At 42.7% G+C, this 15,647-nt stretch carries 13 protein-coding genes; 5 read left to right on the top strand and 8 right to left on the bottom strand.

The features are described 5' to 3' along the window. Positions 1–17: 17 nt before the first annotated feature. Positions 18–425, bottom strand: coding sequence for a DNA polymerase III subunit chi (locus FTT77_RS12965; protein WP_078189457.1), 408 nt, complete (start codon positions 423–425; stop codon positions 18–20). Then, a complete protein-coding gene (locus FTT77_RS12960; RefSeq protein ID WP_180026522.1) occupies positions 418–1,866 on the bottom strand; it encodes a leucyl aminopeptidase in 1,449 nt (482 codons plus the stop codon). The genes FTT77_RS12965 and FTT77_RS12960 overlap by 8 nt, the downstream gene beginning before the upstream one ends. Positions 1,867–2,025: 159 nt before the next feature. On the opposite strand from FTT77_RS12960, the gene lptF reads away from it, so the two are divergent. From lptF to FTT77_RS12940, 4 genes are all read left to right on the top strand, one after another. Further along, positions 2,026–3,126, top strand: coding sequence for an LPS export ABC transporter permease LptF (lptF, locus tag FTT77_RS12955; protein ID WP_180004700.1), 1,101 nt, complete (start codon positions 2,026–2,028; stop codon positions 3,124–3,126). Position 3,127: 1 nt separating this feature from the next. Continuing rightward, complete coding sequence (gene lptG / locus FTT77_RS12950) at positions 3,128–4,198, top strand: LPS export ABC transporter permease LptG (protein WP_078189454.1); 1,071 nt, start codon at positions 3,128–3,130, stop codon at positions 4,196–4,198. Positions 4,199–4,320: 122 nt separating this feature from the next. Continuing rightward, on the top strand, positions 4,321–5,868 hold the full coding sequence (gene gpmI, locus FTT77_RS12945) for a 2,3-bisphosphoglycerate-independent phosphoglycerate mutase (protein WP_180026523.1): 1,548 nt from the start codon (positions 4,321–4,323) through the stop codon (positions 5,866–5,868). 17 nt (positions 5,869–5,885) lie between these two features. Beyond that, on the top strand, positions 5,886–7,061 hold the full coding sequence (locus FTT77_RS12940; protein ID WP_180026524.1) for a S41 family peptidase: 1,176 nt from the start codon (positions 5,886–5,888) through the stop codon (positions 7,059–7,061). A 22-nt stretch (positions 7,062–7,083) separates the two neighbouring features. On the opposite strand, the gene FTT77_RS12935 is transcribed toward FTT77_RS12940, so the two are convergent. The 3 genes from FTT77_RS12935 to FTT77_RS12925 all read right to left on the bottom strand — a co-directional run bounded on the left by FTT77_RS12935 (position 7,084) and on the right by FTT77_RS12925 (position 10,754). After that, positions 7,084–8,460, bottom strand: a complete 1,377-nt coding sequence (locus FTT77_RS12935) for a sigma-54 dependent transcriptional regulator (protein ID WP_218949186.1) — start codon at positions 8,458–8,460, stop codon at positions 7,084–7,086. 70 nt (positions 8,461–8,530) lie between these two features. After that, the gene (locus FTT77_RS12930; RefSeq protein ID WP_180026526.1) at positions 8,531–10,096 is read right to left on the bottom strand and encodes a PAS domain-containing sensor histidine kinase; all 1,566 of its coding nucleotides are present in this window, start codon (positions 10,094–10,096) and stop codon (positions 8,531–8,533) included. Between the two features lie 22 nt (positions 10,097–10,118). After that, the gene (locus FTT77_RS12925) at positions 10,119–10,754 is read right to left on the bottom strand and encodes a response regulator (protein WP_078189449.1); all 636 of its coding nucleotides are present in this window, start codon (positions 10,752–10,754) and stop codon (positions 10,119–10,121) included. Between the two features lie 212 nt (positions 10,755–10,966). On the opposite strand from FTT77_RS12925, the gene FTT77_RS12920 reads away from it, so the two are divergent. Next, complete coding sequence (locus FTT77_RS12920; protein ID WP_180004717.1) at positions 10,967–12,016, top strand: serine hydrolase; 1,050 nt, start codon at positions 10,967–10,969, stop codon at positions 12,014–12,016. A gap of 122 nt (positions 12,017–12,138) precedes the next feature. On the opposite strand, the gene thrC is transcribed toward FTT77_RS12920, so the two are convergent. The 3 genes from thrC to FTT77_RS12905 all read right to left on the bottom strand — a co-directional run bounded on the left by thrC (position 12,139) and on the right by FTT77_RS12905 (position 15,588). Continuing rightward, positions 12,139–13,278 carry a threonine synthase gene (thrC, locus tag FTT77_RS12915; protein ID WP_078192584.1) on the bottom strand — a complete coding sequence of 380 codons (1,140 nt, stop codon included), beginning with the start codon at positions 13,276–13,278 and terminating at the stop codon, positions 12,139–12,141. A 62-nt stretch (positions 13,279–13,340) separates the two neighbouring features. Further along, entirely contained in the window at positions 13,341–14,645 is a 1,305-nt protein-coding gene (locus tag FTT77_RS12910) for a homoserine dehydrogenase (RefSeq protein ID WP_180008061.1), read from the bottom strand. Positions 14,646–14,775: 130 nt separating this feature from the next. Next, complete coding sequence (locus FTT77_RS12905; RefSeq protein ID WP_180010679.1) at positions 14,776–15,588, bottom strand: DsbC family protein; 813 nt, start codon at positions 15,586–15,588, stop codon at positions 14,776–14,778. Positions 15,589–15,647: the final 59 nt, after the last annotated feature.

Below are 15,647 nucleotides of genomic sequence, written 5' to 3'. Positions count from 1 at the left end.
GTAAAACCAATATCACGTTAAAGTTTATGGGTCTGTGGTTGAACGCCCAAACGTCGATATTGTTTATATTTTTCACGCCCGATAATTTTAGCGGGTTCGTTATTTTCAATAATTTCGATAATGTGACTAAAACTTGCGAACTGTTCAAGTGCTTGATCGTTAAAATTAAACACAATCCAGTCGGCTTGCTCAGGCAATTGGGCAGAAATACAGACCGTTGCCTCGGCTTGATCGATACCATGGGGAATGAAACCTGTGTGATCGAAACTCCACAGGCGTTCATCAAGTTGTTGCTGTAAGTCTGGGTCAGCACAATGTAGCCAAATACGTACAGGCTGACGCAGAATCTTACGGCATAAACGACAAGTGCTTTCGACTTGTCGTTCAGGACTTTTTTCAAATAAATAAAAGCTAACTTTAGCCATTCGCTTGAGCACGATTCGCTAAGAATTGCATTAATAATGGCACAGGACGACCTGTTGCGCCTTTATTTGCACCTGAGTTCCATGCAGTCCCAGCAATGTCTAAATGCGCCCAACGATATTCACGCGTAAAGCGTTGAAGGAAACATGCAGCTGTTACAGAACCTGCTTTTGGACCACCAATGTTGGCAATATCTGCAAATGGAGAATCAAGTTGTTCTTGATAATCTTCAATCACGGGCATGCGCCATACGCGGTCAAAGCTATGTTGACCCGCAGCAGTCAATTCAGCCGCCAGTTCATCATCCGGAGTGAACATACCAGTAAGGACTGAACCCAGTGCTACGACACATGCACCTGTGAGGGTTGCAATATCAATTACCAGTGCAGGGTTAAAGCGTTTTACATAGGTCAAGGTATCGCACAGCACCAAACGACCTTCGGCATCGGTATTTAGAATTTCAACGGTTTGACCGCTCATGGTCGTCACGATATCACCTGGGCGAGTGGCATGACCAGACGGCATGTTTTCTGCAGCAGCAATTGCACCGACTACATGAATCGGTAATTTCGCTTCACACAGCGCACGGATGGTACCCAAAACTGATGCTGAACCACACATGTCGAATTTCATTTCGTCCATGCCTGCACCCGGTTTAAGTGAGATACCGCCAGTATCAAAAGTCACGCCTTTACCAACAAGCACCACTGGCGCTTCTTCACGATTTGAAAGGTATTCGATGGTAATAATACGGCCTGGACGGTCAGAACCTTTACTCACAGCAAGGAAAGCACCCATACCGAGATCAGCCATTTGCTGTTCATCGAGTACAGTCACTTTGAGTTGATCTGGGAATTCAGCTGCAAGTGCTTGAGCTTGTTCGGCTAAATATTCAGGAAAACAGATATTGCCCGGACGGTTACCTAAGTCACGAGTAAAACTTTGACCTGATTGCACTGCAGAAATTAATTCAAGCTGTGCAGTGGTTAATGGACTTTCAGTAGCGATTAAATGGATCTGCTCCAAAACAAATTCATTTTTCTTAGACTTGTATTCATCAAATGCATAAGCCGCTTGCGTCAGGCTAAGTGCAAATAAATAATGTTGTTCTTGTGGTAGGGCAGAGATATCGACACTGATCTGTTTGAATTTTTTTTGTGACGCTTTAATAATGGTTTGTGCAATTTTTGCAAATTTATTGACCTGTAATTCAGCAACTTTGCCGAGGCCTAAAAGTGTGCTGTTACGACAAGCGGCAATGTTCGCCACCAAAGGCAGGCTTTCATTGAGTGCTGCTTTAAATTGAGTCGCGTCAATTAAATTATCTAAATCATTGATTTGATATGAAGTAGCTGCATTTGTAACGTGCTCAGAATCTACTAATATCAACAAATATTGGCTGGACGCATTCGCTTGGAATGACGTATTAATAGAAAGTTTCATGTGCGGTATTTATGCCTTTTTAAATTTATAAACCATTAAACCATTGAAACATTTATATGAATAGAGTTTCAATGAGCAACAAGGGTATAGGTTTTATATTTTCTACATTCGGGTAAACTAACGCTAGTTTTTATTGGCCCTATTTTTGGAAGAATTAATTTGATTATTCGGCGTTATCTGGTCAAGCAAGTGGTGTCGACATCACTGGTTGTGATTGCCTTATTGACCTTGATCATGATGGGTGGTCGTTTGATCAAGTACTTTGGTGTGGCGGCGCAGGGTCGTTTAGATGCAAGTATTTTATTTAGCATCATTGGCTACCGTTTGCCTGAATTTTTAACCTTAATTCTTCCGCTCGGTTTCTTTATTGGTCTGATGTTGGTCTTTGGTCGTCTGTATGTCGATCATGAAATGGCTGTGCTCAATGGTAGCGGTGTCAGTCGTAATCAATTGTCACGTTTATTGGTGCCGATGACCGTGGTCTTTATGGCTGTTCAAGCATTTTTGATGCTGTGGGCGTCGCCTTGGGGCATCCGTCAGTTTGAAGCATTAACGACTTCGCAAGCGGTACGAACAGGCTTTGACTTGGTTCGACCGAAAGAGTTTATTTCCTCTGGGCCCTATACCATTTATGCAGGGGACTTGTCAGAAGACCGTAAAAACTTAAAAGATATTTTCTTCTATCAGCGTGCAGAAAAAGAGGGCAAGCCTGATGTCATTATTTTGGCAAAAGAAGCGACCCGCGTCGAAGTGCCCGATGACAATGCCAATGTGGTTGATTTAGTTGAAGGCCGCCGTTACGAAATCTATCCGGGGCAACCGCGTTATTCTCAAGCTGAATTCCAAAGTTATCGTTTACGTTTAGAAAATGATAAAGAAGCAAAATTTGAAAGTACCGAAGTAGAAGCTTTACCAACCTCGAAGTTATGGGATAACCGTCATGATCCTGTGGTTGCCAGTGAACTTGGTTGGCGAATCTTTGTGCCGTTCGCTATTTTGGTGGCGTTATTGCTTGCCACTGCTTTGTCTGAGGTCAGTCCTCGTCAAGGGCGTTACCTAAAACTGTTCCCAGCCTTACTTATTTTTGCCAGTTTAATCGTGGCTTTAATGGCGATCAAAACGCGGATCAGTAAAGAAGAAATGGGCATCTGGGCTTATCCACTTGTTTTGGTAATTTACGGCATTGCAGCGGCATTGTTCTCGCGTAAACAAAAATTAGCGCCCAAAATTAAGAAACAAATTCAGCGAGTGAGGTCTTAAAATGTTGGCACGTCGTATAGTTGCAAAACATGTGACCAAAACTACTGCTTTAGCCATGCTTGGTGCGACCGCGGTATTGGCTGGCTTACAAGTGCTTTTTACTTATTTAGGTGAATTGGGCTCGCTGAAAGAAGGCTATAACGCATGGAATGCTTTGCAGTATGTGTTATGGAGTTCACCGAATTATTTATATGAAATTTTGCCGATTTCAGCCTTGATTGGTGCAGTACTGGGTTTAGGGACTCTAGCTTCAAATAGTGAATTAATTGTGATGCGTTCGGTCGGCATCAGCCTTTGGCGGATTGTGGGCTGGGTGATTCGTTCGGCACTCATTTTGGTGGTTTTATCCTTTGCATTAAGCGAATGGGTCATTCCCTATACCAATGAACAAGCCAAAAGCGTCAAAAGTCACCGCACTGCGGCTGAACTGGGCGAAGTCAAAGGCTATTGGTCACGTGAAGGCCAGCGCTTTATTTATATTGACTATGCCAATTCACAAGGTCAAATTAAAGATGTTCAGGTTGTTGATTTTGATGAAAAATATCGTTTGCGAGGCACTTTAGATGCGGAGCAAGGGAATTTTGTCAAAAATGGGGCTTGGACACTGCAAAATTCAACCCAAGTCGACCTATTAGCGACGGGTGATGCTGTGGCTAAGCAAAATGCTGAACAGCCGCTTTCATTGGCCTTGCAACCTAAATATGTGCATATGGTTACCATTGACCCTGAAGACCTATCACCCAGTCAATTGGTGAGCTTTATGAGTTATATGCATGAATATAGCCAAGTCCCGAAAACTTACCAATTGGCGTTTTGGCAAAAGTTTGGTTCGCCCTTTGCTTTAATTGCCTTAGTGGTGATTGCGTGTTCATTTATTTTTGGACCTTTACGTCAACAGTCGATGGGTTTCCGCTTGGTGATTGCCTTATTTGCTGGACTGGGCTTTTACTACTTACAAGATTTCTTGGGTTATGCAAGTTTGGTGTACGCTCCATCGCCTGCATGGTTCGTCTTTATACCAATTATTTTGATGTTTGTAGCGGGTGGCTATCTGCTGCACCGCGCACGTTAAGTGCATGCAAGATTGAGTAAAACAATGTTGATGACCTAGATAAACCATGGTTGTCACATAGAGTCTTCACCGAAAATTCGGTAAGATAGTATGATTAATTTATAAACGAAAGAGTGTTCATTATGACGGATGCAACTGCTGGCAAAATCCCACACGTATTGGTAATTATGGATGGTGTGGGTCATCGCGAAGCGGTCGAGGACAATGCCTTTTTAGCAGCAAAACGACCTAACTTGACTGCAATGCAGGAAAAGCATCCGCATGGATTGATTTCAGGCTCTGGCGAAGACGTTGGTTTACCTGATGGTCAAATGGGTAACTCTGAAGTGGGTCACATGAACCTTGGTGCAGGACGTGTGCTGTATCAAGACTTTACTCGTATTACCAAAGATATTCGTACCGGTGCCTTCTTTGAACATGACGTATTAGTCGATGCGGTTGAAAAAGCCAAAGCTGCAAACCGTGCTGTACATATCATGGGCTTGTTGTCTGAAGGTGGTGTGCATTCACATGAAGATCACATTGTGGCGATGGCTGAATTGGCATTAAAACGTGGTGCAAAAGTTTATCTTCATGCATTCCTTGATGGTCGTGATACGCCACCAAAAAGCGCACAACCTTCGCTTGAAAAATTAGATGCGCTGTTTGCTCAGTATCCGGGTCAAGGTCGTATTGCTACCATGATTGGTCGTTACTTTGCGATGGACCGTGACAACCGTTGGGATCGTGTTGAGCAAGCCTATCGCCTATTAACTGAAGGTGAAGCAGTGCGCACTGCAGCGACTGCTGTTGAAGGTCTAGAGCAGGCTTATGCTGCTGAAGAATCAGATGAATTTGTGAAAGCGACGCGTATTGGTGATTTAGCACCGATTCAAGATGGTGATAGCGTTGTCTTTATGAACTTCCGTGCTGACCGTGCGCGTGAAATTACCAAAGCATTTGTGGAAAAAGATTTTGCAGGTTTTGAACGTAAAGTGGTTCCTGCTTTATCAAAATTTGTCATGTTGACACGTTACCAAGCAACAATTGATGCACCTGTGGCTTATATGCCAGAAGCGTTGCATAACTCGATTGGTGAATACCTGTCTAATTTGGGTAAAACACAACTGCGTATTGCTGAAACTGAAAAATATGCACACGTGACTTTCTTCTTCAGTGGTGGTCGTGAAGACGAATATCCGGGTGAAAAACGTATTTTGATTCCATCACCAAACGTTGCGACCTATGATTTAAAACCAGAAATGAGCGCTTATGAAGTCACTGATGAGTTGGTTGCCGCAATTAATTCAGGTGAGTACGACTTACTGGTTGTGAACTATGCCAATGGTGATATGGTCGGACATACTGGTGTATTTGATGCAGCAGTGAAAGCAGTTGAAGCTGTAGACACGTGCTTAGGTCGTGTGTATGAAGCTGTGATGGCAAATAAAGGTCACATGCTAGTGACTGCCGATCATGGTAACGTAGAGCAAATGCAGGATTACCAAAGTGGTCAGGTGCATACTCAACATACCACTGAACTTGTGCCATTTATCTATGTTGGTCCGACCAATGCAACAATTGCAGAAGGTGGTGTTTTGGCTGACGTAGCGCCGACACTGTTAACTCTTATGCACATTCCTGTACCAACAGAAATGCAAGGTCGTAACTTGATTACTCTTGAATCTTAAAATGTAAGGAAGCATGAATGACTAAAGCACACTGGACGTCAGTTGTAAGCCTTACAGCCTTGCTGCTGTGTTCTAGTCATTCGACATGGGGAGCCGACAAAGCAAAGTCGGCTTTCGATGAGTTTGATGGCAGCTATGAACAAAGTTATGCCGAAGTACCTGTCGAATCGATCCAACAATTTGTTCAAATCTATGGCATTGTCAAAGAAAATTATGTAGTTGAAAAAAATGACGATGCATTATTCCAACAAGCCATCAAAGGCATGGTCAGTGGTTTAGACCGTTATTCACGATATCTTTCACCTGAAGACTATAAGCAGCTTTTGCAATACACCGAAGGGGATATTGCGAGTGTCGATTTCAATTTGCGCTTTGATGTAGGTTTACAGCAATGGGTCATCACCAATTTAAAGCCTGATGCCGATTCAGCAAAGCTAGGTCTGAAAAATGGCACGGCGGTGTTTAAAATTGATGATCAAGAACTCAAAAAACTCAATCAAGATCAAGTGCGACACTTACTCACCGGCAGTATCGGCTCGACGCTGAATCTACAGCTGATAACTGCAAGTCAACCGATCAATTTGGTCAGAAACACTAAAGTTGAAACAGATATAGAATCTAAATTATTAAATAATCAGGTTTTAGTATTACACGTTAAAGTTTTTCAACAAGATACTGCCAATGAAATAAAGCGTTTAATTGAAAGTCACGGTTCACGTGTCAAAGCCGTATTGTTTGATTTAAGAAATAACCCCGGTGGGTTATTGTCCGCAGCTGTCGAGTCTGCCGATTTATTTTTGAATCAGGGCATTATTGTGTCGACACGAAGTCGATCTGAGGGTGACCAACAATTTCAGGCTTTACCAAGTTTTGAATTTCAAAATATGAAAGTCGGCATCTTAATCAACAATCGTTCTGCTTCTGCCGCAGAGGTCTTTACCGCAGCCTTAAAAGAGCATAAACGTGCATGGGTAGCGGGTGAGAAAAGTTATGGTAAAGGTGTGGTTCAAAAACTATTTCCATTGAGTAATGGTGCGGCTTTACAAATGACTGTGTCGCAATATCTGACACCGAATGGCAAAATGATTGAAGGAATTGGGGTGCAGCCAGACTATAACTATCCGCTGCAACATGATGCACGTGAAGATCACTATGTCGATCATGTTGCAGAGTTATTGCTGAATCAAAAATAAACAGCAATACGCTGGAAAGCTTTTACTCTTCGTCTTCGGTATCTAAGCCGAATTTTTTCAAACGATAGCGCAATGAGCGGAATGACATGCCTAATTTTTTTGCGGCAAGGGTTCGGTTCCAATGGGTAAGGTTTAACGCATTCATGAGCACTTCTTTTTCGATATTTTCTAAAAAGAGCTCTAAACCTTCTTCAGGTAGTTTGCGAGGGACCACACTCTGTTCGTTGCTGTTTGCACTCAGCTGAGCAGATTCATTCGTTGCTGTAGCGGAATTGAACTGAGCACTTGGTTGTCTTAATGGCGCACTTTGCAGATGTTGAAGATCAATCTGATCATCATCGCAGAGGGTCATAGCACGTTCGATAATATTGCGGAGTTCACGAACATTACCCGGATAATATTGGTTGAGTAGGAAATTTTTCGCTCGTTCAGTCAGAGGCTTAGTGGCAATTTCCCATTCATGGCTAATTTTTTGAATAAAATGTTGCGCCAATAAGAGGATATCGTCGCCACGTTCACGTAAGGCAGGCAACACTAAATCCATCACATGGATACGGAAAAATAAATCTTGGCGGAAGCGACCTTGTTGGACGAGAGCTTCTAAGTCCTGATGACTGGCACTGATCACACGGAAATCGACATCAATTTCACAGTCTGAACCCACAGGACGTATACGTTTTTCCTGTACTGCGCGTAGCAATTTAACTTGCATGGCTAAAGGTAATTCGGCAATTTCGTCCAAAAATAAGCTACCGCCATGTGCAGATTGAATCAGACCTTGTTTGTCTTGGGTGGCACCACTAAAGCTGCCTTTTTTATGACCAAAAAGTTCACTTTCCATTAACTCTGTGGGAATTGCCCCGCAGTTAATGGCAATAAAGGGTCCTTCATTACGGTTGCTTAAACGGTGAACCAAATTGGCCACGACCTCTTTACCTGTACCAGATTCACCCGTAATAAAAACAGGTGCTTGTGAACGTGCAATTTTCTTTAAGGTTCGACGCAATTGCTGGATTGGGAGCGATTCACCAATTAACATTTTATGCTCTAAAGCATCTTGCGAAGTAATGTCTTCGGCCAAAGGCTTATTCAGGGCTTTTTGTAGCAGTTGTTCAAGATGTTTGGGATTGATCGGTTTGCTGACAAAATCGAATGCTCCCGCCTTTAATGCGGCAATGGCAATGTCCATGTTGCCATAGGCAGTAAGCACAGCAACGGGTAGGGAAGGACAGTGTTCATTCATCCAATCTAAGAGCTGTAGACCATTACCATCCGGTAAGTTGAGATCGGTTAGGCAGGCATCGTAGCTATAGGTAGACAAGGCTTTTTTAGCTTCGTCGAGGCGATGCGCAACATGTGTTTTAACCCCCATCCTTGATAAAGACATCTGCATCAGCATACATAAGTCTTCTTCGTCATCAACTAACAATACCAGTGGTTGTGAATCCACAGTTTTCCCCTAAAAACAATTAAATAACAGCTTGTAAGCACTCAATCCTAAAGCAAGCTCCCTGTTTTTGTTCTACATAGGAAAGCTGTGCTTGATTCGCTTCACAGAAGCTATGAGCAAGATATAATCCTAAACCAGTTCCAGTAATTTCGGTACTAAAAAATGGTTGAAATAACTGTGCGCGATTTTGTAAAGCAACCCCATGACCGAAATCTCGGACATCGATCTGGACTTTTTTTTGATCTGTACGCGCCACCACTTCGATATACGACATGTCCGGATTGTTATGGCGAATCGCATTACGAATTAGGTTGATTAAAATTTGTCTGAACTGTGCCTCATCAAAATCGATCAAGGTTTTGGCTTGTACATTGAGTCGAATGTTCTGTTGAATGTCTGCCAGATCTTCTTGTAGGAACAACGGTAAAAATTGTTCTAGATTCAGACGAGTCGGATGGGTTTCCTTATTGCGCACCATATTTAGGGTGTCTTGAATAATTCGGTCAATCCGCACCGCTTGACGTGAAATCATATGATTCAACATGTGCTGTTGTTCGGTATCACTTTGCGGATATAAATCATTGGCATGCACAATCGCCGCTAAAGGATTACGAATTTCGTGAGCAATACTGGCGGAGAGTTGCCCTAAAGCGGCTAATTTTAGTTGTTGCACTTGCTGATTGAGTTTTTGTGCATCTTGTAAAATCAGCAAGGTCAGCATTTGATGCGGCACAACGAGTTTTTGTACGAGTACCTGAATGTGGTATTGGCTTTGTTGCGATTCAAATTGAAATTTTTCCCCGCTTTTTAAATCTTCAAACTTGAGTAATTCAAATAAGTCGGGCTGCGTGGTATACAGTGGATATTGATCATGATGATAAGAATTTGGCATGCCGAGTAAATGGCAAGCAGCAGGATTACTCAGCACCACATGACAGTTTTCATCCAAAACCAAATAGCCCGTATCAATCTGTTCTAAAATATAGCGGTTAATGTTTTGTAGTCGATGTAGCTCTAAAGATTGCGAAAAATTCAGATTTTCCAATAACTGAAAACGTTTCACGGCAATTTGCGCACTGCCATACACTACACAAAATAAAAAAGCCAAAATCGCACTGTTGGTTAAATTTTTAAGTGAGGTAAATTCAAGAATTGAACCTAAAAACAGTTGATATACCACACAGATCACAGCGATGAGGGTGATGACCAAGGCTTTTTGGGCATCTAATAACAGGGATGCTGCAAAAATCGTAATCACAAACAGCAAACTCAAATGTAAATTGGGTCCATCGATGGCTAAGGTCAGTAAGCTCAGCGAAATCACATCTACGATGAATAACAGCAGTAGCTGGTTTGGAATACGGACTTTGAAGCGTCCAAGCGACATGAATTGAATGCTGGTAAACAGCAAATAAATCGTCAATACATATAGGTATAAACGTGGGTATTCATAATCTGAACTGAATTGAGTGTAGGTCAGTAAAAAGACCAGTAACAGACAGGCACTGATGATAAAGCGATAAGCACTGTACCAAAGGCCCAAATGATACTGGTTCAATTCACTATGGATTGAACGCTGTGTCATAAGTAACAGGATGTACGTTGTGTTAAGGTTTGATTAACCCGTAGCGAATCGCCAAGTGAGTTAGTTTGACATCACTATCAATATTCAGTTTTTCAAAAATGCGGTAACGGTAGGTGTTCACTGTTTTAACGCTAACGAATAATTTATCGGAAATTTCTTGTGCGCTAATACAATTGACCACCATCATGGCAACTTGCATTTCACGCTCAGACAGGGCATCGAAAGGTGATTGTTGGGTATCAGACAAATATGAACTGGCCAGTTGTTCCGCAATGTCTGCACTGAAATATTTGCCACCTTGCATCACTTTATTAATCGCACGGACCATTTCAGTGACTGGTGCACCTTTGGTGATATAGCCTTTGGCACCTGCTTTTAACAATAAAGACGGGTAGGGTTCTTCAGCAAGTCCACTGACTGCGAGGACTTTTGTATCTGGCGCTGTTTGGAGTAGGCGACGTGTGGTTTCTACCCCCCCGATCCCCGGCATATTGACATCTAATAGAACGACATTCGGATGGTGCTGGCGAACAAGTGTAATCGCATCTTCACCAGATTCGGCTTGTCCAATGACTTGGACATCGGCATGGTCTTCGAGCATACGGCAAATACCAGTACGGACTAATTCATGGTCATCTACCACCAAAACTGTGATCACCTACACTCTCCCTCAAGTCAAAATCTGTTTTTTTTGTTACATAAAGCAAAATAAGCTTGCAATGAAACGACAAAATTAGCAATCCTATTCTTATATGAAATGAAAAACTTCATACACAATGTGTGAGCAAAAAATGTTCGTAGTTGTGACCAATGTACGGCATATTGCTGGTCTTGCGCAAATGTTTAGTATCCTGAGTTGAGTGAGCAATGGTGAAAAAATTAAATAAATCCTTCATGCACGTTTTGGGCATGTCAATTTTATTCAGTATGAGCAGTTTCAGTTCTGCTGAAATTGTGATGAATAGTGCTGCAAATCAGCAGTCAAATATTAGCTGGTCATCTGAAGATGCAAACCAGTTACTCAACGGTGACGTGTCTTATAGCGCTGAAGAGCCATCTCCTCAAGGGTCAACTAAAGTGACTACTTCTGTACGTAGTACAGGCGGTGTGGTACAGACAGCACCATCGAAAACGGTCCGTATCATTGATACCAATCAATACGCAGGTCAGCCTTCTGTAAATGCACGTGCGGCATTGGTTATGGATGGGCAAACCGGTGAGGTGCTGTATAGCAAAAATAGCAATACCGCTTTACCGATTGCATCGATTACCAAACTCATGACAGCAGTAGTGATTTCAGATGCCCGATTAAACATGTCTGAAAAGATTACCTTACAACAGTCTGATTTCTCATGTTCAGGCTGTAAAAGCTCAAGTTCAACACTTCGTGCTGGCGACAGTATGAACCGCGCAGAAGCATTGCTGTTTGCTTTAATGAAGTCTGAAAATCCAGCGGCTTCGGCATTAGCACGTACTTATCCAGGTGGTCGTTCTGCATTTATTTCAGCGATGAATGCGAAAGCACGCTCATTAGGAATGAACTCGACTCATTATATGGAATCGACTGGCTTGCACCCAGGCAATGTTGCTTCGGCACGTGACTTAGGTATTTTGGTGAATACCGCTTCGCAGTATGGTTTGATCCGCCAATTTTCAACCACACCAAGTTATGACTTTAATTTGGGCTACCGCGTGTTGAAATCAAACAATACCAATGCTTTAGTACGTAATGGTGGTTGGAATATTAATATTTCAAAAACTGGATTTATTAATGAAGCAGGGCGCTGTGTTGTGATGCATACCACACTGAATAACCGTCCAGCGGTGGTGGTGTTATTGGGTGCGGATTCTTCAGTTGCACGAACCAATGATGCGACACGTCTAATGAATTGGGCGAGCCAGTTACCAAAACGTATTTAATAAGATTTCAGATTTTTCATTCTTTCAGTATTTGGATTTACTCAACGTTTAAATGCTGAAGTGAATGCAAGATATAAAAAGCCCTGCAAGAGCAGGGCTTTTTTATTTAGTCAGCATATGAATTACATATTTGACAGAATTGAATCGCGAACTTGATCCATAGTTGCATCAATCGACAACATTACTGCATCTTGGCATTGCTTGATGGCAGTGTCAGGATCTTTTAAACCGTTACCTGTCACAGTACATACGATCACAGAACCTTCAGCAATTTTACCTGCTTTGATGTCACGAATCGCGCCACCGATAGACGCTGCAGAAGCAGGTTCTACGAATACACCTTCGTACATAGACAGTAGACGCTGTGCTTCTAAGATTTCAGCATCTTGAAGTTCATCGAACCAGCCTTCTGAATCGCGGACTACTGCTTTAGCATGGTTCCAGCTTTGTGGGTTACCGATACGGATTGCAGTTGCTACTGTTTCAGGGTTTTCTACAGGTGCGCCGCGAAGGAATGGTGCCGCGCCAGCAGCTTGGTAACCCACCATTGTTGGTAGACCCGCAGGTTTTGGACCTGTGAATTGATCAGTTTCAGGATCATAAACGACTTGTACAAATTCTTCTTTAGGCTGATTCGCCACAGCTTCGGTATAACCCATCCAGTGTGCTGTGATGTTACCTGCATTACCTACAGGTAGGCAGTGGTAGTCTGGTGCACGACCTAATTCGTCAACGATTTCGTAAGCAATGGTTTTTTGACCTTGCAGACGGTATGGGTTGATTGAGTTTACAATCGTAACTGGTGCTTGATCTGCAACTTCTTTTACAAGACGCATACCGTCATCGAAGTTACCGTGAATTTGCATTGTTACCGCGCCATACATCATCGCTTGTGCCATTTTACCCATGGCAATTTTGCCTTCTGGGATGAGCACAAATGCTTTAATGCCTGCACGTGCAGCATAAGCAGCCGCTGCAGCAGATGTATTACCTGTAGATGCACAGATAATTGCTTTAGAGCCTTCTTCAACTGCTTTTGTTACAGCCATGGTCATACCACGGTCTTTAAATGAACCAGTCGGGTTTAAGCCCTCGTACTTCACATAAATTTCAACATTTTTGCCAATAATGCGTGGAATGTTCTCAAGCTTAATCAGTGGCGTATTACCTTCGCCCAAAGAAATTGCGCGAGTAGTTGCAGATACGGGTAAACGGTCGCGATAGCGGTCAACTAAACCAGTATAACGATTGGCATTAGACATGATGATGTTCCAATTGTGTGTAGAGCTTGGCGAGAGGAACTGAAATATTCCCCTCGACCCGATTAATTATCAAGCGATTCTAAACGAATTCGTACAATTTCGCCATGAATGACAGGCAATGCTTGAATTTGTTGAAGGGCTTCATCCATTTTAGATTCTTTAACTGGATCAGTCAGAATCACGATAGGAATAAGGTCTTTTAAGCGCGGTTGTTGCATGATCGCATCGATGCTGATTCCCGCACGGCTTAAAATTGTAGTGACATCAGCAAGAACGCCAGTTTGATCTTCGGCATTAATACGGATGTAGTATCCTGTGGTCATTTCTTCACGCGGAAGAATCGGTAAATCGGTCAGTGCTTCAAAAGCAAGCTGTGGAATTGTACCTGCGCCATCTTCGGTATATGAGATGTCACGGACAATATCGACAACGTCAGCAACCACCGCTGATGCTGTCGGGCCTGCACCTGCGCCTGCGCCATAGTAAAGCGTTGGACCAACAGCATTGGCTTGAACCAATACAGCATTTTTAACGCCATTTACATTGGCAATCAGTTGGTCTTCAGGGATCAGCGTTGGATGAACACGAAGCTCAATACCCGTTGCAGCACGACGTGCAATACCTAAATGTTTAATACGGAAACCAAGGTCTTCTGCATATTTGACATCTTGCGCAGTGACTTTGCTGATGCCTTCAGTGAAGACTTTGTTAAACTGGAGTGGGATACCAAAAGCAATAGAAGCCAGCAATGTTAACTTGTGCGCTGCATCGATTCCTTCGACGTCGAAAGTTGGATCTGCTTCGGCATAACCGAGTTCTTGCGCTTCTTTGAGAACGTCTGCAAAGGCACGACCTTTTTCACGCATTTCAGTCAGGATAAAGTTACCTGTACCGTTAATAATACCTGCAAGCCAGTCAATTTTATTGGCTGCCAAACCTTCACGGAGGACTTTAATAATTGGGATACCGCCTGCGACAGCTGCTTCATAAGCAATCTGAACGTGATGATCATCGGCCAATTTAAATAATTCATTGCCGTGTTCAGCTAATAAAGCTTTGTTGGCTGTAACCACTTGTTTGCCATGAACGATTGCTTCACGAATTACTTCATACGCAGGGTGAATGCCGCCCATAACTTCAACCACAACGTCTACATCGGGTTGACGGACGATATCTAATAAATCAGCACTTTGCTTCACTGAAGCAGGTAGTTCTAAATCAGGACGAGGGCGACGCGTACCCACATGGGTAATTTCAATTTCACGACCGGTGCGACGTTTAATCTCAGCAGCATTTTCTTTTAGTAGTTTAAGGGCACCACCACCCACAGTACCAAGACCGAGGATTGCCAGACGAACTGGTTTCACGTCACACTCCATTTATTTCATCATTGCTTTAAGTGAGTTTAGATCATAGCTAAAAAAACGTTCGGACTCTAGGGTAGAAATCACTTTATTCCCACCCATAAAAAACATTCATTTAGCCTATAAAAATTAGTTATTTAAGCGCACTTTCAAGTTCGGAAGCCGACATGTAAGCACCGATGTGTTTGCCTTCTGCGTTATAGATCGCTGGCGTACCATTCACACCAATATTTAGACCCATTTCATACATGCTGCGCACTGGGTTTTTACATGATGCTGGCTCGATTTGCTCACCGGCAATGGCTTTATCAAATGCGGCACGACGGTCTTTGCTACACCAGATAGTTTCCATCATTGGCATGTGTTGTTCACCACGTGGCCAAGCGATGTAACGGACTTCAATGCCACGGGCATTAATATCATCCATTTGTTCATGTAACTTATGGCAATAAGGACAGCTGACATCGGTAAACACATAAACCACGTGTTTGGTTTTACCTTTGGCTTTATAGATTAGTAAGTCTTCGGTTTTTAATTGATCAAATAGTTTTTTGTTGGCGTCTGCTTGTAGCGTATCGCCTACATTAAAGAGTTGTTTTTCACCCAAACGAACCACGTCGCCTTGGAAAATGTATTTACCATCAGCTGTAGCATAGACTGCAGGCATGCCTTCAAAACTCACCCAAAACAAATTAGGAACTTCAGTCGCTTTCACCCCAGTGACTTTGGCATTGATATTGGCTTTTTGCAAATTGGATTGCAAAGTATCAATTAAACGCTGCTGAGCATTACGTTCAGATAAATTCGAAGCTTCACCAGTTGCAGGTGTACTTGCCGTTAATGTCGCGTCTTTCTTTTCGTCATTATTTGAATTAGAACAAGCCACTAACGCCATACTGGCAACAAGTGTCGATGCGAGAAAAATTTTTGAACGGGTAAATAACATAAACAACCCTTTTCTTTTAGCTTTATCAAACAGGTGAGTAAGCATAGCAAAAAATATCG

The sequence above is a fragment of the Acinetobacter sp. YH01010 genome, assembly GCF_013420775.1.
Lineage (GTDB): Bacteria > Pseudomonadota > Gammaproteobacteria > Pseudomonadales > Moraxellaceae > Acinetobacter > Acinetobacter amyesii.
This window is presented reverse-complemented; position numbering and strand designations above follow the sequence as displayed.

Bases quoted from the DNA above. Each gene is read 5' to 3' on its own strand.
- FTT77_RS12965 (WP_078189457.1), bottom strand. From the start codon at position 425: ATGGCTAAAGTTAGCTTTTATTTATTTGAAAAAAGTCCTGAACGACAA.
- FTT77_RS12960 (WP_180026522.1), bottom strand. From the start codon at position 1,866: ATGAAACTTTCTATTAATACGTCATTCCAAGCGAATGCGTCCAGCCAA.
- lptG (WP_078189454.1), top strand. From the start codon at position 3,128: ATGTTGGCACGTCGTATAGTTGCAAAACATGTGACCAAAACTACTGCT.
- gpmI (WP_180026523.1), top strand. From the start codon at position 4,321: ATGACGGATGCAACTGCTGGCAAAATCCCACACGTATTGGTAATTATG.
- FTT77_RS12940 (WP_180026524.1), top strand. From the start codon at position 5,886: ATGACTAAAGCACACTGGACGTCAGTTGTAAGCCTTACAGCCTTGCTG.
- FTT77_RS12935 (WP_218949186.1), bottom strand. From the start codon at position 8,460: ATGCTGATGCAGATGTCTTTATCAAGGATGGGGGTTAAAACACATGTT.
- FTT77_RS12930 (WP_180026526.1), bottom strand. From the start codon at position 10,096: ATGACACAGCGTTCAATCCATAGTGAATTGAACCAGTATCATTTGGGC.
- thrC (WP_078192584.1), bottom strand. From the start codon at position 13,278: ATGTCTAATGCCAATCGTTATACTGGTTTAGTTGACCGCTATCGCGAC.
- FTT77_RS12905 (WP_180010679.1), bottom strand. From the start codon at position 15,588: ATGTTATTTACCCGTTCAAAAATTTTTCTCGCATCGACACTTGTTGCC.